This window comes from Candidatus Desulfosporosinus nitrosoreducens (assembly GCF_030954495.1).
Lineage (GTDB): Bacteria > Bacillota > Desulfitobacteriia > Desulfitobacteriales > Desulfitobacteriaceae > Desulfosporosinus > Desulfosporosinus nitrosoreducens.
The window spans coordinates 77,864-103,285 of record NZ_JAVHUW010000067.1; the positions used below are offsets into that span (position 1 = coordinate 77,864).

The window sequence follows — 25,422 nt, forward strand, 5'->3', positions numbered from 1 at the left end:
CCCGTTAGCTTTTTAAAAACAATTTTCAAGATTGGGCGGCCAGTACCCCTCTGTTCCTTGCTTCAGCCAATAAACCGGCGCGAAAATCGGGATGGGCGATACTGATTAAAGCCTCGGCCCGGGCACGAAGGCTTTTTCCCCGCAAATCAACGGCGCCATACTCCGTCACTACGTAGTGAACATCATTGCGAGAGGTGGTCACGGCAGCCCAACGGTCCAATTCACAGGTAATCCGCGAAATTTTGCCGCCTGAAGCCGTCGACGGCAAGGCGATAATGGATTTACCGTTTAGGGAACGGCTCGCTCCGCGAACGTAATCGACTTGTCCGCCAACAGCGCTGAATTGCTTGGCGCCAATCATTTCCGCATTGACTTGACCCATGAGATCCACTTGTAAAGCGGAATTAATGGAAATCATCGCTTCATGCTGCCCAATAATATAAGGATCGTTAACATAATCCACGGGATGAAGTTCCACCTTGGGATTATTGTCGACAAAATCATAGAGCTTGCGTGTCCCCATGAGAAAGGTCGCAATAAATTTGCCCGGATTTATGGTCTTTTTGCTGTTAGTAATGACCCCTGCCTCCGCCAAGGCTACAACACCATCGGAAAACATCTCCGAATGAATTCCCAAATCTTTTTTCTCTTTTAAGAAGAGCAATACCGCGTCCGGTATGGCCCCTATTCCTAATTGCAGGGTGGCGCCATCGGGAACCAGCTTGGCTACATTTTCACCAATGGCTTTTTCTATTTCGCCGATTTTAGGCGGCTTCAGTTCAATTAAGGGTTCGTCCTTCTCCACAATAACGTCGATCTCATCCAGGTGAAGCTTAGTTCCTCCCGTTCTCGGCATGTGACGGTTCACTTGGGCAATGACAAGTTTGGCACATGCGGCGGCAGGTTGAGTATAGTCAACGGAAATTCCCAAACTGCAATAACCTTCCTCATCAGGAGGTGTCACCTGAAGCAGGACGACGTCAACGGTCAGGATTTTGTTTTTAAATAAACGGGGGATTTCGGAAAAAAAGCAAGGCGTGAAATCCGCTCTTTTTTCCTCAAAGGCTTGACGCGTCGAGGCCCCGATAAAAAGCGCATTATGCCGAAAGCTTTTCTCCATTCCCGGTTGAGCGTACTTGGCCGGACCCATGGCCACCATATGCACAATTTCAACAGAATTCAGTTCCGGAGCCCTGTTAACTAAGGCTTCAATTAAAGAGGGCGGCTCTCCGCAAGCGTGCCCGATGACAACCCGGTCACCGGACTTAATATGCTTGACAGCCTGTTCCGGGGTGGCAAGCTTTTTCTGATAGTTTTCTCTCCAGTTGCTCATAAATGACTCCTCACTCTTTTCACAATTTCGGTTACCATCCCGCTTTCGTCCACAATCAGGGAATCAACCGTAAAGGCGGCAACGACGACATTAGGAACATCACTCTTGCTATACTTTTGAGCACAGTTTGAAGTGCATCCGCTTAGATAGATGAGAAAATCCGCGTCAGAACTGTTAAAAGATATAAGGTATCCATAGGACAGGAGAAGTTCCTTAACTGCGCCGGCAATTTTGCCACGGTTAATGACGGGGTTGCATCCGCCACAAAAATTTATACTTACACGTTTATCAAGCATAACTCTGCTGTCGGCCCTTCCGCAAAATTCCTAAAGCCTCGGAGATTAAATCCTGACTTACCTCACAATCAAGGAATACGTCTTTGATTTGAGGACATTCGGTTTTGATCACCGCCTCAATAAACTCAGCTAAAGTTTGTTGAGAACTGGGGCATCTGGAAAAGGGCCCAGTCAAGCCAATTTTTACAATACCTTCAGGAGTCACTTGAATCCGGCTAATATCCCCATGATAAAGGTTGAGCACAGGACGTACTTTCCTGTCGATGAGGTCGATAATTTCTTTCATAATTAAATACCCTCATTTTTAGCATACCATAAGCCAAATAAAGAAGACTTGATTCAGATTCAGGTGGAGTTTTAACTCCATCTGAATCTTAGTCGCTCTTATCCAGGGACTTAGCCACTCTTACCTCACCGCTTGCCGAAGCGGGAGTCTTAGAGCGGATTAGTCAGCAGATCAATGTTTTGTTTCCTCAGCCGAAATCCCGGCGATAGCTTTGGCAAGTTCTTTCTTATGCGCCAGATTAGCCTGGCGGGAGATCATGATTCTCTGCGCTTGAGGTGAGCCCGCGCCATGCATGGATTCTGTTCTGTAACCGACGGCGGCCGTACCCAAAGTAAGATTTTCCACCAAGCGCAGAATGCGCATCCGATGTTCCGTTGGGACTGCGGCAATGCCTTTAAAGTATTTTTCAACTACTTTCCCGATTTCAGGATGCCGCAAATCCTTTTCAGAAGGCATGGTGACCATCAGGCCTCCGGCAATATCCTCGGCCAAACGGGCAATTTCATAGGGGTAACGGGTAACATTTTGCTTACAAACGTTGGCCAGGAGAAGGTCAATTAGATAAGTGCCGGATGCTGTCTTATGCCCTTCTGCCGAACAAGCAATGCCGCAAGCGTAAAGTGTCTCGTTAAGATGAACCATTTCAATCAGTTTGTCCTTGATATGCGAGGCTTTAGCGGCGCCGTTGTAATCTGCCGCCAGGGCCGCCGCTCCGATTAAGACGTCCCCGACACCCACTTTACAGCCGCCGTAACTCTGGCGATGATATCCTGCAAACCTTTCTACCAAAGAGCTGCTGAATTCATATTCCCCGCACATGAAAACATTTTCCCAGGGAATAAATACCTTATCGAAGACCATCAGCGCCTCATGACCGCCAAATTGCTTATTTCCAACGTCGATGCTGCCGCCTTCCAGCTTTCGAGTGTCGCAGGACTGACGGCCATAAATATAAATGATTCCTTCCGCATCGGCCGGGGCTGAAAAGCTAACGGCATAATCCGCATCGTTTTTGCCCATAGCCATTGTCGGCATAACCAGAATCCAGTGAGAATTAATGGCCCCGGTTTGGTGAGCCTTAGCGCCACTTACAATAATCCCGTCTTCCCTTTTTTCTACTACACGAACATAAAGATCCGGGTCTTCCTGCTGGCTGGGCGCTAAACCGCGGTCCCCTTTGGGATCGGTCATGGCTCCGTCAACCGTCCAGTCCTCTTCCTGCATTCTTGTCAGGAATTTTATAAAGCGCTCATGATAATTCGTGCCTAATTTCAGATCCATCTCAAAGGTAACACTATCGACGGCATTGATCGCATCCATCCCGACACAGCGTTGGAAACAAGCCGCGGTTTGTTGCCCTAACAATCGCTGCATCTTTACCTTTTTCACCAGATCTTCTGTACTCTGATGGAGGTGACAAAAACGATTGATCTTTTTACCCGTAAGATGTGAGGTTACCGTCATTAAATCCTCGTACTGCGGATCTTCAGCTAAAGCATAGGTCGCTTTAACGGAATTCAACGACGGCCTGATGATGGGATGGTCAACCGGATTTTCTACCAGTTCACCTTGTAGATAGACCTTTAAATTAAGCTTACGCAAACTCTCTTCATACTCTGCTGCAGTTTTCATTAGTTGACCTCCAAACGTTCAATTTAAACTTCCGGTTGCTTAAGCGCTGGGATTCGCCAAGCGCATCTTATTCATAAAATTCAGGTGCAACTTTCAAAGTTTTAAAGAAATCCATGTCATGAGAAAACATCACTTTAGCATTATATTTCTTGGCATAATTGCGGACCTTTTCTATGGAATTGAAGAAGGCAATGCTGTCGTAGACAATACCCGAGGCCTTGGCCGGCGGTCCGTAATTGCGGCGATCATAAACGGCATCCTGAGGGAAGATAAGGGTTCCTTCCTTTTCCAGATGAACTATTAAGCCCAATATTCCCGGCGTATGGCCCGGCAAAGTAATAAGCTCGACACCCGGAACCAGTTCCATATCTTTCTCAACAAGATGATATTGTTTTACAGGCACTTCCAGATCGGCCTTTACATAGGCACCGTGGGCTGCCGGATCAGGGCTTAAATGCACAAGGGTTTGTCCATATTCGAAATCCTTTTGATGGACGTAAACGTCAGCGTGCTCAAATAAATGCAAATGCCCCGCGTGATCAAGATGCAGATGGGATAAGACTACGGTTTTGATGTCTTCCGGTTTCGTTCCCGTCAAGGCAAGTTGGGCGGCAAATCTTTGCGATTCTTCGAAATGGTAGGGAAAGACACTTTGCAGCCCGGCGGGCCAGTATCCATTCATGGCCTCGGGGTGGCAGCCTAAATCGTAAAGTATTTTACCTTGGGGATGATCAATAAGAACCGCATATACGGGTATCTTGATCCAATTTACTTGAGGAGTCTTATTGTTCAAAGAGCCAAGCACCGATTGAGCAACCATCCAGTTCTCATCGCATTCCAGCCACCCATTGTTGAGAATATAAGCCTTCATCTTCTTTTCCCCCATTTTTAAGATTTTTTTGAGTATCACTTCTCGCTAACCCCTTGGATAAGCCGACATTAGTGTGAGACCTTATCAGAGCTATTACTGTAACACCTCCTCGCAACATACTAATGACTCAGCTAGTCAGGAATATTGCAATAGTTATGCCAAATAAGGACAGGGGCGCCATCAGGCTCTCCTGTCCTTATCATCAGTTCTTAAATCGTCGCAATGTTGCATTCCAAATTTTCTGAATATATCTTCAGGGCTTGTGGGTAGCCATTTTCGCAATATTGCAATCGAGTTGCAATATTGCGAAAGGCGCAAATGTTATTTTAACAGTCCATGCTTCAAAGCCTTGCGATAGATAGTACTTTTGTTCACTCCGAGAACTTCAGCTACTTTAGCCCATGATTTCCACTCTTTGTACGTCTTCGCAATAAGATAGGCCTCTGCCTGAGCAGCCGCATCCTGAAGTTGAGTACCGTATTCCGGAAGTATATCTTTGCGGTAAATAGTTCCCGGCAAGAGGTCTGCAGATAACTCATCTTCATTCGTTGTAATCATCAGCCGTTCGATGATGTTGGACAATTCCCGAATATTTCCCGGCCAGGGGTACTCGGACAAAGCGTTGAGGAGTTGAGCGGAAGCGTGGCATTTATAGCCATAGCGCTTATTTAGCGTGTCCACAAAATACTTCACCAGCAGTGGAATATCTTCTTTGCGCTCCCGTAAGGGCGGCAATTCAATCGGAATAACCAGCAAACGATAGTATAAGTCTTCACGGAAATTGCCGTCTTTGACCATTTTGCACAGATTGCGGTTGGTAGCGGCGATGATTCGCACATTAACATCCAGCGGTTTTGTCCCGCCTACTCTGACGATTTGTCTTTCCTGAAGGACCCTTAAAAGTTTGGACTGAAGTAAGAGCGGCATTTCCGCAACCTCATCCAAAAACAGAGTGCCGTTGTGAGCCAATTCGAACAACCCTGGTTTGCCCTCTTTTTTCGCACCTGTAAAAGCCCCGGAATCGTACCCGAACAACTCCGATTCTAAAAGTTGCTCCGGTATGGCGGCACAGTTTATCTTTATAAACGGCTTGTTGATCCCTTTGCCATGTTTGTGGATCAATTTTGCTAATAGCTCTTTTCCTGTGCCGGACTCTCCGGTGATTAAAACCGTGGAATCAACGTTGGCCAGCTTTAGACTCAATTCTATTGTTTTGCTCATACAGGAACTACGGTAAATAATTCCCGTATCTTCAGCCTGCTGGGAACGCAAATGTCTTAGTTCCGTTTCATACAATAACGTCTGCTCTTCTGATTTTTGAAGTTGGCTCTGCAGATTATAAAGCTCTGTTACATCCCGCACATTGGTTACTATACGAAATAGATTACCGTCTTCATCAAAGATCGGGTTGCCGGTCACCAACACCTGTTTATTGGTCTTTTTGATTGTTTGAGGAATCGTAACACTCTTCCTTTTTTCCATAACCAAGATAGACGCCGACTGGTCAAATACTCCCGCTCTGACTAATTCATGCATCGTTTTGCCTACAACTTCACTGTCGGAAATTCCGGTTACGCGCTGATAGGCTTCATTGCAATTGAGAGTAAGACAATTCCCGTCTGTTATATAGATACCGTCATAGGATGAGTTGATGATAGCTTCCAATTCTCTGGTCAATTTCTTTACCGAGTCGAGTTCGCTGTGGATGGCATCCATGCTCGACAAGTCCTGAAACACACAAACGGCACCGGAAATAACGCCGTTTTTTTCAACAGGCGAATAATTGGCCATAATCGGAGTTGCATTGAGGACAAATTTTTCACCATAAAGCGATTGTCCTGTAAGCAAAATTTTGGGCATTAAAGAGTTGGGAATATAGTCAGTGACTTGACGACCAAGCAATTGGTCTACGGAAAGGCCTAAAATTCCCGCAACCACACGATTAGCCAGAATAATATTTCCGCTTAAATCAACCGCCAGGATGCCGTTATGGGCCGACTCAATCACCGCATACATGCGTTCTTGGAGATCCTCAATATTCGAGCGGAATGTACGGATTAAATCTGTATTTTGGATAATGCCCATGACTCGGTTATCGCAATTCAGCACAACGGCACCATTAGCGCAAACAGGTAATTGCTCTAATTCGATATTAAACCAAACAAAGGGTATGTCAGGATCAAGACATTTTTTAATCCCGGCATTATATGTTAAGCCATTCAAGATTTCCTTCAGCAAGGAACTTTTGGAAAACGCACCTGCATAGTTGCCTTCTTCGTTAATAACAGGGAGAAACTCTGTGTTTCTCTTTTGCAAAATATCATATGCTTCTGTCAGAGTACAACCTATGGGGACCGGATCTACTGCATGCATTATGTCGGAAGCTCTCATAGTTTCAACTCCCTTTCTTAGAGCAAAATTTCAGCCGCTTCTCCCGATATTTGAAGAAAAAACCTGCTTTGCCTCAAGCGCATTATGCTGACGGCGCATCTGCATGATGATCGCCTATCAATATCATATCACTATCTCCCCGCTCCTACCATCATTTGGTTTAATGAGACAAAGCCCCCCATGGTGTTCAGCCTTTAGCTGCAATCACCATGGGGGACTTTGCTTAATGTAAAACTCTGTTCAATGTCTGTCGGGGCACTGTTTCAGCATCAAATCAATCAAATAAGTGACAGGCCACAAAGTGATCAGGAGAAACTTCCTTTAATGCCGGCTCATTACCCTTACAGGAGTCCATTTCCTTGAAGCAGCGGGAACAGAAACGGCAACCTGCAGGCGGGTTGATTGGGCTAGGTACGTCACCTTGCAAAATAATCCGTTCCTTTTTCTTTTCAGGATTAATCGTCGGAATCGCCGACAGCAATGCTTGGGTATAAGGGTGCTGAGGGTTGGCGTAAAGCTCCTTTTTCGGCGCAATTTCTACCAGTTTGCCCAGATACATTACTCCAACACGGTCGCTGATGTGTTTAACTACGTTCAGACCATGAGCAATAAAGAGATAGGTCAGCTTAAACTCATCCTGTAAATCACTCAGCAAATTAAGCACCTGGGCCTGAATCGATACATCCAAGGCAGAAACCGGTTCATCACAAACGATGAGCTTCGGTTCCACGGCCAGGGCGCGGGCAATGCCGACCCGCTGGCGCTGTCCTCCGGAGAATTCGTGGGGATAGCGGTTGCGCTGATGACGGGCTAAGCCTACACAGTTTAAGAGGTAGATAACACGTTCTTCGACCTGATTCTTAGGCAACAAGCGATTGATAAAAATCGGCTCGGCTATAATGTCGCCAATGGTCATTTTAGGGTTTAACGAAGCATAAGGGTCCTGAAAAATCATTTGAATATCTTTGGAATAAGCACGGCGCTGCTCTGCATTGAGGGCAATCAGGTCTTTCCCCTCAAAAAACAGCTTGCCGCTCGTTTGTCTGTAAAGGTTGACAAGAATTTTCCCGAGCGTAGTTTTGCCGCAGCCGGATTCGCCAACTAAACCAAAAGCCTCTCCTTTATTAATGGAAAAGGAAACGCCGTCAACAGCCTTTAAGACAGCAACAGGCTTGCCAAGGAAATTGGTGTCCACTACAAAATGCTTTGCTAAGTTTTGAATGTCCATCAATACTTCGCTCATTTGCCACACAATCCCCTTTCCTCTGTTCCTTCATACAAGAAGCAGCGGACCTTATGTCCGTTAATATCCTGAAGCTCCGGCATTTCTTTAGTGCAGCGCTCCATACTCTGGTCGCAGCGGTCAGAAAAGGGACAGCCTGACGGCATATTGAGAGGATTGGGAACCATACCTTTAATCATATATAAGCGTTCATCGCTCTCATTATCAATTTGCGGGATTGACTGCAGCAAACCTACTGTATAGGGATGGAGCGGCTGAGAAAAAAGACTTTTGACATCGGCTTCTTCCATAATTTTGCCGCAGTACATGACTATAACACGGTCGGCCGCTTCAGAAACCACACCCAGGTCATGTGTTATGAGCATAACTGCCATATGGAACTTCTCCCGCATGCGATAGAGCAGCTCAAGAATCTGGGCTTGAATCGTAACATCAAGCGCCGTAGTAGGCTCGTCGGCTATCAGCAATTCAGGTTCGCAGGCAAGAGCCATGGCCGTCATTACCCTTTGGCGCATTCCGCCGCTCATCTGGTGCGGATAATCGTTGGCTCTTTGCGCCGCAGAAGGTATGCCTACCGTGTTCAGCATTTCAATAGTCCGCGCCAGGGCTTCCTTTTTGGAAAGATTCATATGCGTCATAATGCTTTCCATGATTTGATCCTTGATGCGCCAGACCGGGTTCAAGGACGTCATCGGTTCTTGAAAGATCATGGAAATCTTATTGCCCCGAAGTTTTTGCAACTCTTTCCGGCTCAACTTATTCAAATCTTGGGAATTATACAAAATTTCTCCGCCGGTAATTCTGCCGGGGTTTTGCAAGAGCCCCATAATGGAAAGAGAGGTTACGCTTTTTCCTGAGCCGGATTCACCGACAATAGCCAGGATTTCACCTTTATCTATAGTAAAGCTGATATTATCGACGGCTTTGACAATGCCGCGCTTCAGCTTAAATTCCGTTGTTAAATTTTTTACTTCCAGCAACATTCCGTTCACCTCCTTTATTTTATTCTGGATTTGGGATCAAGCGCATCGCGAAGACCGTCGCCCAGCAAGTTAAAGGCCAGTACAGTGATCGTGATAGCAACACCCGGAAAGATCAGCGTGTAGGGCGCGGAAAAAATAAATCCTCTTGCCCGGCCAAGCATATCCCCCCACTCGGCAAATGGCGGTTGAACGCCCAACCCTAAAAAGCCCAGCGCCGCCGTATCGAGAACTGCCGTCGAAATACCTAAAGTGGCCCTAACGACAATCACAGAAATAACATTTGGCAAAATATGTTTATAAATAATCCGGCTTGTTTTATTGCCGATAATTTTAGCCGCATGAACATAGTCATTTTCCTTAACCGAAAGAATGTTGCCGCGTACAATACGGGCATATTCCGGTATAGATACCAGCCCAATAGCGATAATTGCTTTATCCAGCCCTTTGCCCAAAGCTGCCATAAAGGCAATAGCCAATAAAATTGAGGGGATTGCCAGCATTATATCCATAAATCTCATGATAATAGTGTCTGTCTTTCCGCCCCGGTAGCCGGCAATAGCGCCTAAGATAACACCCACGGACAGGGAAATGGCAACGGCGGTTATGCCTACAAAGAGGGAGATTTTAGCCCCGTCCAGAATTCTGCTAAACATATCCCGGCCTAATTGATCCGTCCCGAACCAATGCTGGGAGTTAGGCCAGACAAAACCTTTGCTCATATCGGAATAGTTGGGATCATAAGGAAGAATTTGCTTGCCCATTAGTTCGCTCACCCATACGGTCACAGCAATAATCGCCAAAATAGCGATAATAATCAGGCCGACAACGGCCGCTTTATTTTGCCTGAGCGTTTCCCACATTGCTTTAAGCTGCGATTCCGGTTTTTCCACGTATTCGGCAGCCTGTAACAGATTTTCCTCAGACTTTAAATCATGGTTTGTTTCCATACAAGCTACACCTCTTTTTTGGAATATTTAATACGCGGATCAATGAAAGCATATACCACGTCGACGATTAGATTCATGAGGACGAAAATGGTGGCAATGAGCAAAACTATACCTTGGACAACGGGAAAATCCGAGTTCAGAATACAGGTTACCGTATAGGCGCCGATTCCCGGCCAGGAAAATACCGTTTCCGTCAGCACGGCCCCGCCGAGAAGGCTGCCAAGCTGCAAACCAATCACTGTGATAATGGGAATCAAACCATTACGCAGGGCGTGCTTGCGGACGACTTTGCCTTCCGCAATTCCTTTCGCCCTCGCGGTGCGGATGAAATCCTGCTGCAAGGTATCCAGCATACTGGAACGCGTCATTCTGGTTATAATCGCCATAGAATACATGGCCAAAGCGGAGGCCGGAAGAATAAGATGACGACATGCGTCTATAAAGGAGCTCATATTTCCCGATATCAAACTGTCAATTAAATAGAGTCCGGTAACGTGCACAGGCTCTAACAATGGATTGATCCTGCCATTGGACGGAAGCCAGTGCAGCATGCCGGAAAACAAGATAATCAGCAAAATGCCCAGCCAGAAGATAGGCATGGAAACGCCGATCAGAGCCAGAAACATACCGGCATTATCAAAAATAGAGTTCTTTTTAACGGCCGAGATAACACCAATCAGGATGCCGAAAAAAGAAGCCAGGATAATAGCAACGATGGCCAACTCGATCGTAGCGGGAAAACGGGAGAAAATCTCTTTAACCACAGGGGTTTTGGTATAGTAAGACGTGCCGAGATCCCCTGTGAGAGCGCCCCGGATGTAATGATAATATTGCAGGTAAATCGGATCATTCAGTCCATTAACTTGTCGCCACGCCTCAACAGCCTGCTGCGTTGCGTGTTGGCCCAAAACGATCGGAGCAGGGTCCGGTGAAAATACGCGCATGATCAGAAAGACGATGACAGATACCCCGAACAGCACCGGGATCAACATCAAAATTCGTTTTATGATAAATTTGAGCATTCGCAACAACCTTTCAGCAACAAACATAAAACAAACAAACCGGGAACCGGCATTGAAACCGGTTCTCGGCAGTCTAACTATAAGGAATTCACCGGAGCTATTTCTTTGCTACTCCAACAAACGGAGTTATACCCGTCATATGGTAATAGAAATCTTGAACATTAGGTCTGTAAGCGCAAAGGGTTTGAGCGTGGGAAATCGGGAGCCATACGGCGTCAGCCGCGGCAATTTTCTCCAGCTGGGTATAAATGGCGTTGCGGGCGTCGCCTGCCGGAGTAACTAAACCTTTAGCAATTAAGTCGTTGAACTGTGGGTTATTGTACAAAGCAATATTCATGGTCGGATCTTTATCAGCCAAAAGATTCATGAAGTTATCCGGGTCTCCATTGTCACCGGTCCAGCCATAGAACGCGATGTCATAATCTCCTGCTTTAACTTTATCTTTATAGGTGGTCCAGTCGAAAGAATCAAGCTTGACTGTAACCCCGACTTTGGAAAGATAGCCTTGAATGGCTTCTGCCAGAGCTTGACCGGTTGCCGGATTGTACGGTCTGGGATTGGTATAGGTAATCATGTGTACGGAGGTCAAGCCTGCCGCTTTCAGAGCTGCGGCCGCGGCGGTGGGATCATAAGCCACCTGGGAAACACTCTTGTCATACCCGGCCATAAAGGTCGGCAGGATTGAGGTAGCCGGTTCGGAATATCCTTGGTAGAGGCTCTTGACCATTTCCGGAACATTAATGGCTTGGGAAATAGCTGTACGAAGCTTGGCATCATTAAAAGGCTTTCTTGAAGTGTTGTAAGCCATGTAATTGACATTCATACCCGGAGCTTGGAAAATCTTGTTGCCGGCATCCGTGATCTGTTTTACAACAGTAGCGTCAATACCGTCAATAATGTCCGCCTCACCGTTATTTAAAGCAACAACACGTGCCGAGTTATCTTTAATGAACTTGAAGATAACATTTTTGGTGAGAGCTTTAGTTCCCCAGTATTGGTCATTGCGGACTAAAACGATGTCTTGGTCCTTATCCCATTTGACAAATTTGTAAGGGCCGGTGCCAACGGGTGCTTGGTCTACGTTATTGTTGTTAGCTTGCAAAGCCTTGGGGCTGACCATCGGTGCAGCCATAACCATAGCTAAATTGTTGAGGAATGGGGTGCTTGGAGCTTTTAAATTAATTTTAACGGTATTCTTGTCAACGACCTGGACGTCTTTTACAGAACCAAAAACAAAAGAAGCGTAGCCCATGTCCGCCGTTACTTTGGGCGGCAATTGACGATCAATGTTAAACTTTACGGCATCGGCGTCAAAATCAGTACCATCCTGGAATTTAACGCCTTCTTGAAGGTGGAACGTATAAGTCAGGCCATCAGTAGTGACATCCCAACTTTTAGCGAGGCTTGGCTCAACTTTTGTGGAATCTTTGTCATACTTTAAAAGTCCTTCATAGATATTGCTCATTACTTTAGCAGACTCACCATCGTCAACGAGTGCCGGGTCCAGTCCTCTGGGCTCTGCGCCCTGAGCGTAAACCAGGGTATCGTTAGGATTTGAGGCGCTGCTGCCGCTGCTCCCTGTGCTGCTCGTTGCACTGCTGCCACAACCTGCAGAAGCCGTAATGACTAAGGCTGCAGTCAGAGCAAGAGCCACAATTTGTTTAACTTTTCTCATTTTCTTCCTCCTACTTTTTCCTTAAATTAGAAAATATTATATATTTTCCGTTTTATATAACACCCCCAAATTATTTTAATTAATTATAGCAAAAGGGATTGGCCAACTAAAGAAATAAAAAAGATAAAAAGTGTTTGATTATTGTATACAATCTTAAAAAAGCCCTCTCAGGAATTTTCCCGAGAGGGCAACATTGAAATTAAAGCCAACAATATCGGTTTTTAGGTCTTCCTATTTTTTGATAGCTAGGGATCGACTTCACCTTACCGTTATGCACAAGATACGTAAGATAGCGGTATACGGTGGGAACGGCCAGGGATAATTCTTTGGAAATCTCCTCTACCGTAGAAGGCTGCTGACAGTCTGTGAGATACCGTTCTATATAGGATAAGGTTGATTTGCTGATTCCCTTGGTAACAAACACATCGTATTGCATTTGTGTTGTTGCCTGAACAGCCCTTGTCATATATAACAAACGCATGTGCAGTTGAACACGGGCAATTAAGTCCGGCGCTTTGACCGGTTTAAGCGCAAAATCAGTGGCCCCGGCATCCAAAAAGCGATCGGCAATTTCCTGCCTTTCGTCTACGGTAAGTACAAGAATGGGTATTTGCTGATCTCGTTCCCGGATTCGGCGGACAGTCTCTAAGCCATCAATTTCAGGCATATGGTAATCCACTAAAATGATATCCGCTCCATGTCTGAGAAACCCTTCAAGTCCCTTTTTCCCATTGGGATAGACTATGGGGTCCCATCCGGCGAATGTAAATATTTCACTTAACGTATAGCGCAAAGAGTGATCGTCGTCCATAATTATTATTCTCATTGGCCTTCTCCCAAGGGCAACGTTATCCAAACCTTCGTTCCCTGACCTACTTCGCTTCTTATATTGACAAATCCTTCGTGTCCTTCAGCAACCTGCCGTACAAAAGCTAAGCCAAATCCCGGATGATTTTTGGTGCTGTATCCGGTCTTCCAGATTCTCTTGACATCACTTTCCGAAATACCGTATCCATTGTCTTCCACTTCCAGCTTCACGGCGTTTTCCGATGTTTTGGCACGCAGAACTACCCTGCCGTTCTCCCGACCCTGGATAGCATCCAAGGCGTTATCAATTAAATTGATGATTGCTCGGGTTAACCTAATTTTGTTAATATAAAGAGTTGATTGCGGTTCTTCGTCCATTTCAATATCCACTGATAGATTCGTGCCGCTTAAACGGCTGGCCCGGATATAATCAACAAGCTCTTTGAGCTCACACCAGTTTTTTCGATCTTCGTATAGAATTTCCGAAACCATTGTACTCATCGAATTAATAGAACCATAAATAGTTTGACAATATTCTTGCATTTTCGGGTCTGGCCACCGCGACTCGATCAGCGAAACCAATCCTTCAATCGTAGCAAGCGGAGTTTTCAGGTCATGAACAAGATGGAGAACTTCACGTCCCGCCCGGGATTCATTGGCTTCAAGCTGAGCACGAAGCAAGTCTTGAGAAATAGCCCATTTCTCCATATATAAAATTAAGTAAATCCATAAAGTGACAGCACTGGCAACGAAAATAAAAAACAACACATTGGCGTAGAGTGCCAGCACATGATCAAATCCGATTTGGGCGGCAGCCTCTTTTATTTTTATGGATAAAGAGCCTTGCCCAAAACCATATGGGCTAAGAAAAGGAACTTGATTCAGCCAGGCGACTCCAAAAATTAATTGCGAGAAAACGATCAGCTTCATCCCTATATTTATTTCTTGTCTGCTAAAATTTTGCATTAAGGCAATTGACAGCCAAAGGAAAATATCCGTGGCACTAAAACTGTAGTTCAAGGGAGTGACCCCATTGACGATTACATAAGCGAGGGGGACAACTATCAGAGGAATAAGGGTTTTAAATATGGGACGATTAATGGCTTCCGCCATCCCGTCTCCCAGCATCACCACGCTGAGGAACTGGGGGATGGAAATCATGGTATTAATCGACACAACGAGAAATGCGTTCACCATTAACGCACTTCCGTCCGTTTTTTGATGCATCGTTTGGAGCAATTGATCTAAGCCTATAAGTTGAGGCTTCAACCAATAAGGTATCAAAACTCCCAGCAAAAATAAGCCAATTCCGATCCAAACTTTGGGGGATTTAATGACTCTCCTCACTGCCTGACCACCCTCCTACTTATGTTAAGTATAACACGAAATCGAAAGAGGGATAATTTTTTCGCTGCAACTGGGGATATAATTTTCGTGACTTTGTTCTTAGAGGGACATCTTTTCGTCGCTTTTTAATTTACTTTTGACAGTTTATGTATAAGGAAAAGGACGCCGTTTAAGCGCCCTGATTGTCGTGCTGTTGATTTATTTGATTCTTCGTAAGAAAGTTTGTTTGGTTCCGGACAGATAACGATCGATAAACTCCTGAGGAAGCTTCTTGATTAGCATCACAGGTATAGAAGACCTGGTCAGAACAGTGTGCGCTAAGCTGCCGAAAATCAAGCCTTGTAAATTAGAATGTCCGCGTGTACCCATAACAATTAAATCAAAAGAATTCCGTGCTGCGTAATCAAGTATGAGGTCAGCAGTATCGGATATCTCAGAAAGTCTTGTATTGGAAAATAGCTCTTGATGATAAACTTTGTATTTTCTATTGCTGAATAGATCATTGGTTTTAAACAATATTGCATTATACTCTTTTTGTAATTCGCTATTGGATTCATTGAGAACGTGCTTAACCCATTCCGTGGTAGGCTCGGTCGGCCAAGTATGAATCCAACTGTATTCCCCCTCAAGAGCTTCATCGCGATCGTGTATATGTAAGACGGTTAAATACATGCCGGGCATATTTTGTAACAGCGTCGCTGTGTAAACGGCCGCTGAAAAGGCCTGGTGAGATCCATCGGAGTAGAGGAGCACTTTAAACTTGGCAGACATAGAAAAACCTCCAAAAAATTTTTTAAGCAATTATACCATAATTTTATAAACAATAAACAGATACTTTAACCGGCCACTAAAGGTAAATCTAAAGCAGCCTATTTTATAAGGCTCCGCTTAAGCAAATTCGTACAAACGGCCTAGGAAAACCCTTCTTATTTAAAATACTCAATTTAAACCGCCAGGTAACTTACAAACAGCATGATATTTAAAAGCGCCAATATAACTGCGATAAGCCAAAGTATAATATTATGGCCTAAGGAATTTTTGTACTTTCCCATAACTTTTGAAGATGATGTTAAATAAATCTGAAGAAATACTGTAATTGGCAGCTGAATACTAAGGAACATCTGGCTGTAAATAAGCCCCTTGAACGGATCACTTATCAGAAAAATAGCAAACGCCCCTAAGGATAGAACCCCAACAACACCAATTTTTGTATGCCTGTCCCGGATATCATAGGGTTCGCCAAAGATCCCTGCGAATATGGAGCCTCCTGCCATTCCGGCTGTCATTGTTGAAGAAATTCCCGAGAATAGCAAGGCAACGCCAAATATAACCGCTGCCGAGCCCCCTACTATCGGTACTAACATCTGCTGTGCCTGCCCCAGTTCTTCCACTCTGACCTGGCTCATGTAAAAAGTTGTAGCTGCCAGAATAATCATGGCACTGTTAATTGCCCATCCGACAATCATGGAGAAAAGCGTATCCATGAATTCAAACTTCAGTTGCTTCTTAATTACCGCGTCTTCTTCCAGATTCCATTGTCTGCTTTGAATGACTTCCGAATGCAAGAATAAATTGTGGGGCATTACAACAGCCCCCAAAACAGACATGATGATCGGCATTGATCCCGCAGGGAATTGAATCAAGGTCCAACCGCGAACTGCTTCTTCCCAGCCTACATGCACCATACTCAGCTCATACAGAAAAGAAATGCCGATGATTGAGACAAAACCGATAATCCACTTTTCCAACTTTTTATAGGTATTGCTAAACAATAAGCCTATGATGAGTATTAGAACCAGTACCGCACCTAACTTAACAGGGATACGGAATAATAAATTCAAGGCTATCGCTCCGCCTAAAATCTCTGCCAAAGCCGTTGAGACAGCTGCCATTATTCCAGTAGATAGGATTATTCTTGACAACCATGGTTTTAAATGTTTCTTCGCAGCTTCCGACAGGCAGTCCCCCGTAACAATTCCCAAATGTGCCACATTATGCTGTAATAAAATCAGCATGAGCGTAGACAATGTCACCATCCAAAGGAGCTTGTATCCATATTCCGAACCCGCGGCAATATTCGAAGCCCAATTCCCGGGATCAATAAAACCGACGGTAACCAATAAGCCCGGCCCGATATAGCCTAATAATTCACGCAGGCCAAAGCTGGGATTATGCCCGCGGGTATTCAGAATAGCTCGTAATTTCATAAACCGTCCCCTATCAATATTTCTTGTGTCTGTTATGATTTTACCTTCTCTGTTTCCATTTATCCACTTTAACCTTTTAAACGATTATGACCGTCCATTATTACAACCTTGTTTTCATTATCCCCGGTAAGGTTACGGTAACCACCGTTTCTTGCCCTAGCTGACTGCTGACCGAAATTGTTCCGCCATGGCTTTGAACAATCCACTGGGCTATGGCCAAGCCAAGTCCGCTGCCGCCCGTCTGTTTCGACCTTGCCTTATCCTCACGGTAAAAGCGTTCAAAAATGTGTGCCAAATGCTCCGGGGCAATCCCTTCACCCGTATCCCTAATCACAATCTGCCCACCATTGCCATGCTGCAGCACTTTAATATTTATCATGCCTCCGGCAGGTGTATGCTTCAGCGCATTGTCCAGCAAAATGAGGACCAGTTGTCTCAACTTGTTCTCATCGCCGAAAATACGAACGTTTTCTAAATCAGTGAGGTTTATAGCAATACCATTTTGTTCAGCCAGAGGACGAAAAGGTCCGGCCGTATCTTCAACTACTTCGGCTAAGGATAATTCTTTAGCGTCAAGCAGAATTTCTGCGGAATCTGCTCTGGCCAGAAAGAGGAGGTCATTGACAAGTCTGGTTAATCGTTGGGTTTCTAAACTGATATAGTCAAGCCATTTCATTTGGTTTGCTACCGTCTCATCCGAATTTCCTTTGACTAACTCCAAGTTCGTCTGAATAACCGCTAACGGAGTTCTTAGTTCATGAGAGGCATCCGCAACAAATTCTTTTTGTTTTTGCCATGATTCCATAATAGGTTTTAAAGCGCGTACAGCCAGAAATCGCCCGCCGAAATAGGCCAGCAGCAAATAGAATAGACCAACCGCACTCAAGGTAATCAGCAAAAGAAAAAGAGTATCCTGATCGTGGTCAATACTGACGAAGGCAATTAAATCACTCGCATTGTCAGGAGCAACTGTTTTTAGAAAGCTATAGGAATCATCATCAAATTCAATTTTTCCCCTGGAAGTATGGCGTATTTCGACCGAATAAAGCAGTGCTGACAGTTGTCCTTCAGGAATCGGTACCTCGGGAGAACGCTCCAGAATATTTCCGGTTTTATCAAGCTTTACGTAAAAATATCGCACTACATGATGATCGTGGCGAATGTTTTGATTTAGAACGGGCGACCCTGCCTGGGATGAAATAATCTGCAGCAATTGCTGCGATTGGTTAAAGATGACCGTCCTCATTACGAAATAGGTCCCGCTCACCATAATAAGGCAAAGCACACCCATCACCGCCAAATTAATCTTAGTAAGTTTCTTTCTCAATTGACTAAAAATATTGTGCTCCATTTTTAGTCTATCTCTCTTAAGCAATAACCTATTCCCCTTATGGTCTCAATTTTTATGCCCTGAAATCCCAGCTTTTTGCGCAAGTAATGAATATATATCTCCACATTGCCAAATTCAACATCTGCATCCAAGCCCCAAACCCGGTCCAATATTTGTTCTTTTGTAATTACCTTGCCGGCATTTCGTATTAATAACTCCAATAATTGCGATTCCTTCAGGGTGAGTTTGATAACTTCACCATCAATATTAGCCTCACACAATTGCGGATCAAGGCAAAGCCTGCCCACCCGCAGATTCTCCACTTCAACCAATTGGCTGGGACGCCTTGCCAATGCTCTGACCCGTGCCAACAGTTCTTCAGTGGCGAATGGTTTGATCAGATAATCATCCGCCCCCGCATCCAGGCCTTGAACCCGGTCATGGATACTGTCCTTAGCCGTCAACATAAGTACCGGAGTAGTTATCCTTTGTCCCCGCAGTTCTTTTAAAAGAGTTATTCCCTCTTTACCCGGCAGCATACGGTCTAAAATAATAAGATCATAGGCTCCCGATTCCGCCAGGCCTTGCCCGGTATTTCCATCGTAAGCCACGTCAATCCCATAATTTTGTTTCTTCAGGATGAAGGCCAGAGCCTCAGCTAATCGCTCTTCATCTTCGATCAACAACAAGCGCATCAATACCACCTCATCCATATATTACAATCATTTTCTTTGAATCGGCTTTGACTAATTTAAATTAAAGACTTCCTGAACAATCAAAGATATAAAGAAGGCTTGATTCAGGTGGAGTTTTAACTCCATCTGAATCTTAGTCGCCCTTATCCAGGGACTTAGCCGCTCTTAACTCACCGCTTGCCGAAGCGGAAGTCTTAGAGCGGGTTAGTCAGCGGATAAATATTTGCTGCCGGGTTTAGCAATCCATCGCTATAAGAACTGCTTAACAAGATCAGTTTTATCATTAGCAATTCTAAAGAAAATTAAAGGTTCATGTTTTATTATGGTGCTAGTGCCTCTTCCCAAGTGACCATATTCTTAAGGAGTGAAGCTATTGAACGGCCTTCTTTTGATAATATCTGCCCTGCTTTCGGCAACAATTGCCCAAATGGCCAAAATCCCTTTATTTTATTTAACTCAACGCGTTTGGAATTGGCGGGTTGCTTTTCAAGCAGGCGGTATGCCCAGTTCTCACACCGCACTAATGGTAGGTCTGACTACCTCAACCTTGCTTATTTACGGCTGGAACAATCCATACTTCTCTATATCCGCCGCTATCACTTTAATTGTAATTTATGACGCGGCAGGTGTTCGCAGACAAGCCGGCCAGCAGGCAGCTATACTAAATAAATTAACTTCATCACTTCAAGAGCTCAATATGAAATTAAATATCGAACTCTTAATCCTGCCAAGTAATTTAAAAGAGGTACTTGGCCATAGTCCTATTGAAGTTCTTGGGGGAATTATTATAGGTATGATAACGGCATTAGGCGTGGTGAAATAAGAAAGCTATGTTGTGTGCTTATTATCAAAAGCCCACGCCGCAATAACCGCAAAGGAAGCTTAACTGTAGGGCAACGGTTATTACCGCTATTTCGATTAATGGAAATAATCAGATAGGGTTATACTAGGCTCTGATTTAGTTTGCCTTTAGTTTGCCATAGGTTAACCCGATTCACAACTGTTTTAAAATTAAATAACAGGTGTTTCTTCTTTTATGTCGAACTTAGTAAGCTGCTTAAACAAACTTATTCTTGTATTGCAAAGGAGTGATATTATGAGTTATCAAATCGAGGGGGCTATCGTTAACGATCAAGGCATTAAATATGCTATCGTTGTGGTTAATCATGACGTTGTTCAGCATATTAACAAAAACGAAGAGGCCTTGAATGCCTATCGTCATATTTTTCCGGATATGCCGATCATTCTGCTGGGTAAAGACTGGCAAGGAAAATCTGCTTACTACGGTCCAAAGGAAATAGTGAACTATCTCGCAGAAATAGATCCTCACAGAATTCCATGGAGACGTTATGTAATTGCCGACTAGTCAAACGCTATTCTTGCTAAGCTAAAGGGCCTCTGAATCGATTAAGGATCAGAGGCCCTTTCTGCTCTAAGGAAGCTACCTTAAGCAGCACGTTAATACAGAATGCTATTTTAGGGTATCGCTTAATAACATGAAGTACCTCTTCACTGCAATATGGGCAGCCGTTATTGTCTTTGTCTGACATCATATTTCGTGCTTAAGTCCTAATTTACATGTGACTAACGACATATGCTCTTATTTTCTTTCCTCTTGTAAACTGTATGCAAAAGTTGAAAGGGGATTGATGCGCAAATGTATGGGAAAGCAAATAAACCCGGGACTCTACAAACTGCTCAAATGATGTCCGAAAAGGAAAATACCTCTTTGTCCAGTGCTTGCATGACTCGATTAATGACAGCGGAAGATTGGGAAAAGTATGGCCCGTTAATTCATGTGAAAAAGGAAAAGCCTCGGAAAGCAAAAGACTTTTAAACCTCTTCTGAAGTCAGCAAAACTCAAGTTAATTCTTTCCTGTACTAACTAATCCCATTACGAGAATTCAAATCCTTTTGCTTCATTTTATGAGCGAAGACAGTTGGTTTGCTTCGATTACCCGTTTAATGTGATTTGTTTACAGTTGATTTGTTTACGGTCGTTTAGACCAACAGCAATGTTTTGCTTTGCGGCCACTGCCGCAGGGACATAAGTCATTTCGCCCCACTCCTCGCCAGCGGAGCAAGGATTCGTCGCGCAGTTCGGCCATAATAGCGTCAGGAGTTAATCCGCGTTTTCTAAGCTGCACAACTTGTTTCAGGGAGTTTTCAGCGTGAGCAAAGAACTGCCGGAAACCACTACATAAATAATTAAGGCCTTGCTCGCCATTCTCCGCTGAAGCAACCCTGTCTTTAGGACATCCTCCATTACATACCGCAAGCCACGGACAAGTGCGGCATTGCAGCGGGAGGAGAGTTTGCTTGTCGTTGCCGAAACGGCGCTGTAGCGGTAAGTCAACCAGCGTACTCAGGGAGGCAGTCTCTATATTGCCGATACGGTAGTCAGGAGTAACAAAGTGGTCGCACGAGTACACTCTACCATCATGTTCAACAACAAGTACCCGTCCACAAGATGGGGCCATCCAGCATAAGCTGGCAGCCCCTCCCGACCATACCAATATCAGTTCAGCAAAAAGTTGGACATCCAGCCGCCCAAGATCATGATGGAGCCATTCGTCGAAAACTGTACACAGGAAATGCCCATATCCTTCAGCTGTGACAGATTCCTCTGTCATTTGTCCGTCTGTTGTGTGCCGTACGATCGGTATAAACTGAATCCATCCTGTACCAAGATCCCTAAGCGCCCGGTAAACGGCAAGGGGCTCTTTAGCTGTCGCAGATGTTACCGTACACAGCAGATCAGGCTGAATGCCATGAGCCTGCAGACGTCGGACAGCCGCGACCGCGCACTCGTAAGTGCCACCGCCCCTATGATCCTTTCTGTTTTTGTCATGCAGCCATTGTGTACCATCTATACTCAGGCCCACATCAAACCGGTTTTCTGCTAAAAAAGAGCACCACTCATCGTCAAGAAGAATACCATTGGTCTGGAGATTGTTCCAGCAGCTCCATCCCTCCGGAAGATATTGCTTTTGCAGATTCACTGCCAGCCGGTAGAAGTCAAGTCCGGCCAAAGTCGGCTCCCCGCCATGCCATGTAAACTGTATGACAGGTCCGGGGCTTGCCGCTATATACTGACGGATATATGCTTCCAGCATGCTGTCCGACATGCGGAACTGATGAGGGCTATTGTAAAAATGCTCGGTCTCCAAATAATAGCAGTAATCGCACTTCAGATTACAGAGAGGGCCGACCGGCTTAGCCATGACGACAAACGGACCTGAAGCCGTCGTGCCTAACCCGAAGGTTTCACCTTGCATTCTCAAGCCCTTTCTTCAAGCCCAGATGTTCCCCAAAGAAATCAAAAACTTTCTGCCAGGAATCCATTGCCTGCTGCGGCCGGTACATTGGAGTATGATAATACCAAAATCCGTGCCCTGCACCGTCATAACGGTGGAAGGTGTAATCCTTCCCGTATTTCTTAAGCTCCTCTTCATGTAAGTCAACCTGCTCCGGCGTTGGGTATTGATCATCATTTCCAAAAATACCCAAGAGAGGGCAGTCCAACTCAGAGGTGTAGTCTATCGGAGCAACAGGCTGGGCAGGAGTCAGATCTTCCTTGGCTGCGACCACGCGGCCACCCCAACAGTCAACGGCCGCATCAAGACCACTGACTTTACACGCCGCGAGATAGGCGTGGCGTCCACCGGAGCACATACCGATAACGCCAACTTTGCCGTTGGAATAAGGTAAAGTATTAAGGTATTCTAGAGCCCCCTCACAATCCCCCATCACGCTTTCATCAGCAACGCCGCCTGTCGCGCGGGCCTTTGCCGCTATTTCATCAGGTGCCCCGTGTCCGAACCGGCAATAGATGTCGGGGCAGAGAGCAAGATACCCATGCTGAGAGAACCGGCGAGCGGCCTCGCGACAGAACTCGTCCCACCCGGGCACATGGGGAATCAATATTATCCCAGGGAACGGTCCTTTCCCAAGCGGCCGTGAAAGGTAGGCATGAATACGGTCACCGTTATGTCCCGGCATTACTATAGTCTCAGCCAGCATTCCTTCATACTCATCAGTTTTTAATTGATTCCACATAAATAACTCTCCCCTTCTGCGTTTTTATTCAGATTTTTCCAATCTGATTATATACTTAATAAACTAATTTAGCTACTAAATACCCCAGTAATTACGTCCCCCTGCCTTCGGCAAACAGGTCACTCCCCCACAAAATTACGGAATCCAACGTAGAAATATATAAAGCAGTCTTTAGACTTATGCCCACCTCCGGACGCGGAGGTTTTTTTATTGCAATAAAAAAAGCGAACCTTGGCTCCGGCTCCCAATTAGATTGGACACCTTTTCTTTAGTTCACATCTTAACTGGTTATTATTTAACAATGGTAATGTTAAAAAAACCGGAGCCATTTTGTCCGAAATCAAACGACTTTTTACCTAATTACAATGTCACGATATCTTACTGCAAATCTCTATTGTTCTCTTCTTAAGATCAAGTCATTTGCCCTAGTTGTCACACTAGTCCACTGCCCTTCATAAGCTACCCCGAGGTGATGAAATGACAGTATTATTGCACTGTCCCAATTGTCAGAGCACGAACCACTTAAGCAAATGGATTAACTGCACAGCTAGAACTTTAAAAATGGACATTCTTTCTGCTGCTAAAAATCCCACCTTCGTCTGTCCGAAATGCAAAAGCCAGTCACACCGCGCAAATATCCCACGCATTAACCATTAAATGATCAAATTTCGTTTAAACTCTGCCTTACTATTCATTGAATGCTAACTATAAATCCTTGTATTGACCGAACGGCCTTGGGGATATTTATCACCTGGGCCTTTATTTTGGGCTCCTTTTAGCTTCTATAATTCCGCCTCAAACGTTTGCTGTAGCATTGCCCCGCATGTAGGAGTCAAATGCTGTTTTAAGCAAAAGCTCTGCCCCGCTATTTATGAACATACTATCCTGCAGATTGAGGTGCATAGCAAAACAAGCTTATCTGTTCTACTCGATCACCGGTTTTCTATACTTTAATGTAACAGCCTCTTTTTCTCAGCTCAAAATTCTTGTATAATTAAGTACGGTATATATTATGCGGAAATTTCTTGTCCGATAAATTATTGAATAAGGAAAGGAACTAATGTTTATGAAAGACTTATATGGTTATGATGAATTATTAGTACCGCGGATAATACCCTCATCAATAGCTGAGCTAGAGTGTTATGAGCTGGTAGCCGGTATATTAAGAGTAGCTATTTCATTAGCCGTAACTTTAGGAGGAATATCATTAATATTATCTCTTAGGGGAATTACCTAAAAGTTTATTGAAGTTGAAATATAGTTTTGATTTAAATCAAGCAAAGATTAATTAACGCCTTAAGGCGTTATTTTTATTTCCTGGGAGCTACATGTCCGAAAAACTTCAAGGAACGACAGAAATAGTTTCGCCTTCAAGAACCTTCCTCAAACGTTTAAGCCATACGATCTCATCAAGGAAATCAACTTATCACGATGAGCATCCTCCATTGTAGTGAGAGGTAATCTGAGATAATCTTTGCAAAAACCCATAGCAGCCATAGCAGCCTTGACCGGAATAGGGTTTACTTCACAAAACAGCGCCTCTATAAGGGAATGAAGCATATATTGCTGCTCCGCACTGCCGGCAATATCTCCCTTAAAGAAACGGGTGCAAATCTCACGTGTCTGTGCCGGCATAATGTTAGAAAGCACAGAGATACAGCCAACTCCGCCAAGTGCCATAAGTGGAACTATTTGATCGTCATTGCCTGAATACAAGTCAAGCTTTCCGCGCACACGCGCCATCGTCTCAACAATTTTTGAAACGTTCCCATTTGCTTCCTTAATCCCTACTATATTTTTGTGTTCGGCTAATGCCTCGTAGGTTACAGGCTCAATATTTATACCTGTCCTTGAAGGCACATTATAGAGAATGATAGGCTTTGTGCTCTTGTCGGCAATTTGAGCAAACATCTTAATTAGGCCTTTTTGCGTAGCCTTGTTGTAATAAGGGGTAACTACAAGCATTGCATCCGCACCTGCTTCGCAGGCATAACGAGTGAGTTCGTGCGCATATTCAGTGTCATTGCTGCCTGTGCCTGCAATAATTGGCACTCTGCCTTCTGCGTGCCGGACCGCAAATGTAATGGCTGCTTTGTGTTCCTCGTCAGTTAGGGTCGACGCTTCTCCTGTGGTTCCACAAATAACCAGCGCATCAATTCCTTCTGCAATTTGCCAATCAATCAATTTGCCAAACTGTTCATAATTAATTCCTGTTTCATCCAGAGGAGTAATAAGGGCAGTGGCGATACCTTTAAAAACAGTGTTCTTTTTCATTTGGTTCAACGTCTCCTTTAATAA

22 protein-coding genes are annotated in these 25,422 nt (G+C 44.7%); 2 read left to right on the top strand and 20 right to left on the bottom strand.

Annotated elements, in window-relative coordinates; translation table 11 throughout:
- Positions 1 to 25: 25 nt before the first annotated feature.
- The 17 genes from REC12_RS18395 to REC12_RS18475 all read right to left on the bottom strand — a co-directional run bounded on the left by REC12_RS18395 (position 26) and on the right by REC12_RS18475 (position 19,065).
- Positions 26 to 1,333, bottom strand: a complete 1,308-nt coding sequence (locus tag REC12_RS18395; protein ID WP_308896991.1) for an acetyl-CoA hydrolase/transferase family protein — start codon at positions 1,331 to 1,333, stop codon at positions 26 to 28.
- Complete coding sequence (locus REC12_RS18400; protein ID WP_308896993.1) at positions 1,330 to 1,629, bottom strand: hypothetical protein; 300 nt, start codon at positions 1,627 to 1,629, stop codon at positions 1,330 to 1,332. The genes REC12_RS18395 and REC12_RS18400 overlap by 4 nt, the downstream gene beginning before the upstream one ends.
- Positions 1,622 to 1,915 carry a NifU family protein gene (locus REC12_RS18405; protein WP_308896995.1) on the bottom strand — a complete coding sequence of 98 codons (294 nt, stop codon included), beginning with the start codon at positions 1,913 to 1,915 and terminating at the stop codon, positions 1,622 to 1,624. Before REC12_RS18405 ends, REC12_RS18400 begins: the two co-directional genes overlap by 8 nt.
- Positions 1,916 to 2,086: 171 nt before the next feature.
- Positions 2,087 to 3,547, bottom strand: coding sequence for a 4-hydroxyphenylacetate 3-hydroxylase family protein (locus REC12_RS18410; RefSeq protein WP_308896997.1), 1,461 nt, complete (start codon positions 3,545 to 3,547; stop codon positions 2,087 to 2,089).
- A gap of 67 nt (positions 3,548 to 3,614) precedes the next feature.
- On the bottom strand, positions 3,615 to 4,418 hold the full coding sequence (locus REC12_RS18415) for an N-acyl homoserine lactonase family protein (protein ID WP_308897062.1): 804 nt from the start codon (positions 4,416 to 4,418) through the stop codon (positions 3,615 to 3,617).
- Between the two features lie 321 nt (positions 4,419 to 4,739).
- Entirely contained in the window at positions 4,740 to 6,809 is a 2,070-nt protein-coding gene (locus REC12_RS18420; RefSeq protein ID WP_308896999.1) for a sigma 54-interacting transcriptional regulator, read from the bottom strand.
- A 274-nt stretch (positions 6,810 to 7,083) separates the two neighbouring features.
- Positions 7,084 to 8,052, bottom strand: coding sequence for an ABC transporter ATP-binding protein (locus tag REC12_RS18425; protein ID WP_308897002.1), 969 nt, complete (start codon positions 8,050 to 8,052; stop codon positions 7,084 to 7,086).
- Positions 8,049 to 9,035 carry an ABC transporter ATP-binding protein gene (locus REC12_RS18430; protein WP_308897004.1) on the bottom strand — a complete coding sequence of 329 codons (987 nt, stop codon included), beginning with the start codon at positions 9,033 to 9,035 and terminating at the stop codon, positions 8,049 to 8,051. The genes REC12_RS18425 and REC12_RS18430 overlap by 4 nt, the downstream gene beginning before the upstream one ends.
- A 14-nt stretch (positions 9,036 to 9,049) precedes the next feature.
- Positions 9,050 to 9,982 (bottom strand): ABC transporter permease, encoded by a 933-nt coding sequence (locus REC12_RS18435; protein WP_308897007.1) that lies wholly within the window; start codon positions 9,980 to 9,982, stop codon positions 9,050 to 9,052.
- A 5-nt stretch (positions 9,983 to 9,987) separates the two neighbouring features.
- Positions 9,988 to 11,004 carry an ABC transporter permease gene (locus REC12_RS18440; protein ID WP_308897009.1) on the bottom strand — a complete coding sequence of 339 codons (1,017 nt, stop codon included), beginning with the start codon at positions 11,002 to 11,004 and terminating at the stop codon, positions 9,988 to 9,990.
- A 97-nt stretch (positions 11,005 to 11,101) separates the two neighbouring features.
- Positions 11,102 to 12,679, bottom strand: coding sequence for an ABC transporter substrate-binding protein (locus tag REC12_RS18445; protein ID WP_308897011.1), 1,578 nt, complete (start codon positions 12,677 to 12,679; stop codon positions 11,102 to 11,104).
- Positions 12,680 to 12,878: 199 nt separating this feature from the next.
- Positions 12,879 to 13,505 carry a response regulator gene (locus REC12_RS18450; RefSeq protein ID WP_308897013.1) on the bottom strand — a complete coding sequence of 209 codons (627 nt, stop codon included), beginning with the start codon at positions 13,503 to 13,505 and terminating at the stop codon, positions 12,879 to 12,881.
- Positions 13,502 to 14,833 (bottom strand): sensor histidine kinase, encoded by a 1,332-nt coding sequence (locus REC12_RS18455; protein WP_308897015.1) that lies wholly within the window; start codon positions 14,831 to 14,833, stop codon positions 13,502 to 13,504. Before REC12_RS18455 ends, REC12_RS18450 begins: the two co-directional genes overlap by 4 nt.
- A 198-nt stretch (positions 14,834 to 15,031) precedes the next feature.
- Positions 15,032 to 15,604: a universal stress protein gene (locus REC12_RS18460; RefSeq protein ID WP_308897017.1), complete on the bottom strand. Its 573-nt coding sequence runs from the start codon at positions 15,602 to 15,604 to the stop codon at positions 15,032 to 15,034.
- Positions 15,605 to 15,777: 173 nt separating this feature from the next.
- Positions 15,778 to 17,040 carry an Nramp family divalent metal transporter gene (locus REC12_RS18465; RefSeq protein ID WP_308897019.1) on the bottom strand — a complete coding sequence of 421 codons (1,263 nt, stop codon included), beginning with the start codon at positions 17,038 to 17,040 and terminating at the stop codon, positions 15,778 to 15,780.
- 100 nt (positions 17,041 to 17,140) lie between these two features.
- A complete protein-coding gene (locus tag REC12_RS18470) occupies positions 17,141 to 18,415 on the bottom strand; it encodes a sensor histidine kinase (RefSeq protein ID WP_308897021.1) in 1,275 nt (424 codons plus the stop codon).
- Positions 18,394 to 19,065 carry a response regulator transcription factor gene (locus REC12_RS18475; RefSeq protein WP_308897022.1) on the bottom strand — a complete coding sequence of 224 codons (672 nt, stop codon included), beginning with the start codon at positions 19,063 to 19,065 and terminating at the stop codon, positions 18,394 to 18,396. Before REC12_RS18475 ends, REC12_RS18470 begins: the two co-directional genes overlap by 22 nt.
- Positions 19,066 to 19,438: 373 nt before the next feature.
- Between REC12_RS18475 and REC12_RS18480 the strand changes: the two genes are divergently transcribed.
- Together REC12_RS18480 and REC12_RS18485 are read left to right on the top strand one after the other, a co-directional pair.
- Positions 19,439 to 19,888 carry a divergent PAP2 family protein gene (locus tag REC12_RS18480; protein ID WP_308897024.1) on the top strand — a complete coding sequence of 150 codons (450 nt, stop codon included), beginning with the start codon at positions 19,439 to 19,441 and terminating at the stop codon, positions 19,886 to 19,888.
- A gap of 273 nt (positions 19,889 to 20,161) precedes the next feature.
- Entirely contained in the window at positions 20,162 to 20,431 is a 270-nt protein-coding gene (locus REC12_RS18485) for a hypothetical protein (RefSeq protein WP_308897026.1), read from the top strand.
- A gap of 625 nt (positions 20,432 to 21,056) precedes the next feature.
- Here the strand turns inward: REC12_RS18485 and REC12_RS18490 are convergent.
- The 3 genes from REC12_RS18490 to dapA form a co-directional block, all read right to left on the bottom strand.
- On the bottom strand, positions 21,057 to 22,343 hold the full coding sequence (locus REC12_RS18490; RefSeq protein WP_308897027.1) for an anaerobic sulfatase maturase: 1,287 nt from the start codon (positions 22,341 to 22,343) through the stop codon (positions 21,057 to 21,059).
- The gene (locus REC12_RS18495; protein ID WP_308897028.1) at positions 22,333 to 23,124 is read right to left on the bottom strand and encodes a dienelactone hydrolase family protein; all 792 of its coding nucleotides are present in this window, start codon (positions 23,122 to 23,124) and stop codon (positions 22,333 to 22,335) included. Before REC12_RS18495 ends, REC12_RS18490 begins: the two co-directional genes overlap by 11 nt.
- A 1,383-nt stretch (positions 23,125 to 24,507) precedes the next feature.
- Entirely contained in the window at positions 24,508 to 25,398 is an 891-nt protein-coding gene (gene dapA, locus REC12_RS18500; protein WP_308897029.1) for a 4-hydroxy-tetrahydrodipicolinate synthase, read from the bottom strand.
- Positions 25,399 to 25,422: the final 24 nt, after the last annotated feature.

Excerpts from the sequence above, each read along its gene's own strand:
- REC12_RS18395 (WP_308896991.1), bottom strand. The coding sequence starts at position 1,333 with ATGAGCAACTGGAGAGAAAACTATCAGAAAAAGCTTGCCACCCCGGAA.
- REC12_RS18400 (WP_308896993.1), bottom strand. The coding sequence starts at position 1,629 with ATGCTTGATAAACGTGTAAGTATAAATTTTTGTGGCGGATGCAACCCC.
- REC12_RS18405 (WP_308896995.1), bottom strand. The coding sequence starts at position 1,915 with ATGAAAGAAATTATCGACCTCATCGACAGGAAAGTACGTCCTGTGCTC.
- REC12_RS18410 (WP_308896997.1), bottom strand. The coding sequence starts at position 3,547 with ATGAAAACTGCAGCAGAGTATGAAGAGAGTTTGCGTAAGCTTAATTTA.
- REC12_RS18415 (WP_308897062.1), bottom strand. The coding sequence starts at position 4,418 with ATGAAGGCTTATATTCTCAACAATGGGTGGCTGGAATGCGATGAGAAC.
- REC12_RS18420 (WP_308896999.1), bottom strand. The coding sequence starts at position 6,809 with ATGAGAGCTTCCGACATAATGCATGCAGTAGATCCGGTCCCCATAGGT.
- REC12_RS18425 (WP_308897002.1), bottom strand. The coding sequence starts at position 8,052 with ATGAGCGAAGTATTGATGGACATTCAAAACTTAGCAAAGCATTTTGTA.
- REC12_RS18430 (WP_308897004.1), bottom strand. The coding sequence starts at position 9,035 with ATGTTGCTGGAAGTAAAAAATTTAACAACGGAATTTAAGCTGAAGCGC.
- REC12_RS18435 (WP_308897007.1), bottom strand. The coding sequence starts at position 9,982 with ATGGAAACAAACCATGATTTAAAGTCTGAGGAAAATCTGTTACAGGCT.
- REC12_RS18440 (WP_308897009.1), bottom strand. The coding sequence starts at position 11,004 with ATGCTCAAATTTATCATAAAACGAATTTTGATGTTGATCCCGGTGCTG.
- REC12_RS18445 (WP_308897011.1), bottom strand. The coding sequence starts at position 12,679 with ATGAGAAAAGTTAAACAAATTGTGGCTCTTGCTCTGACTGCAGCCTTA.
- REC12_RS18450 (WP_308897013.1), bottom strand. The coding sequence starts at position 13,505 with ATGAGAATAATAATTATGGACGACGATCACTCTTTGCGCTATACGTTA.
- REC12_RS18460 (WP_308897017.1), bottom strand. The coding sequence starts at position 15,604 with ATGTCTGCCAAGTTTAAAGTGCTCCTCTACTCCGATGGATCTCACCAG.
- REC12_RS18465 (WP_308897019.1), bottom strand. The coding sequence starts at position 17,040 with ATGAAATTACGAGCTATTCTGAATACCCGCGGGCATAATCCCAGCTTT.
- REC12_RS18475 (WP_308897022.1), bottom strand. The coding sequence starts at position 19,065 with ATGCGCTTGTTGTTGATCGAAGATGAAGAGCGATTAGCTGAGGCTCTG.
- REC12_RS18485 (WP_308897026.1), top strand. The coding sequence starts at position 20,162 with ATGAGTTATCAAATCGAGGGGGCTATCGTTAACGATCAAGGCATTAAA.
- REC12_RS18490 (WP_308897027.1), bottom strand. The coding sequence starts at position 22,343 with ATGCAAGGTGAAACCTTCGGGTTAGGCACGACGGCTTCAGGTCCGTTT.
- REC12_RS18495 (WP_308897028.1), bottom strand. The coding sequence starts at position 23,124 with ATGTGGAATCAATTAAAAACTGATGAGTATGAAGGAATGCTGGCTGAG.
- dapA (WP_308897029.1), bottom strand. The coding sequence starts at position 25,398 with ATGAAAAAGAACACTGTTTTTAAAGGTATCGCCACTGCCCTTATTACT.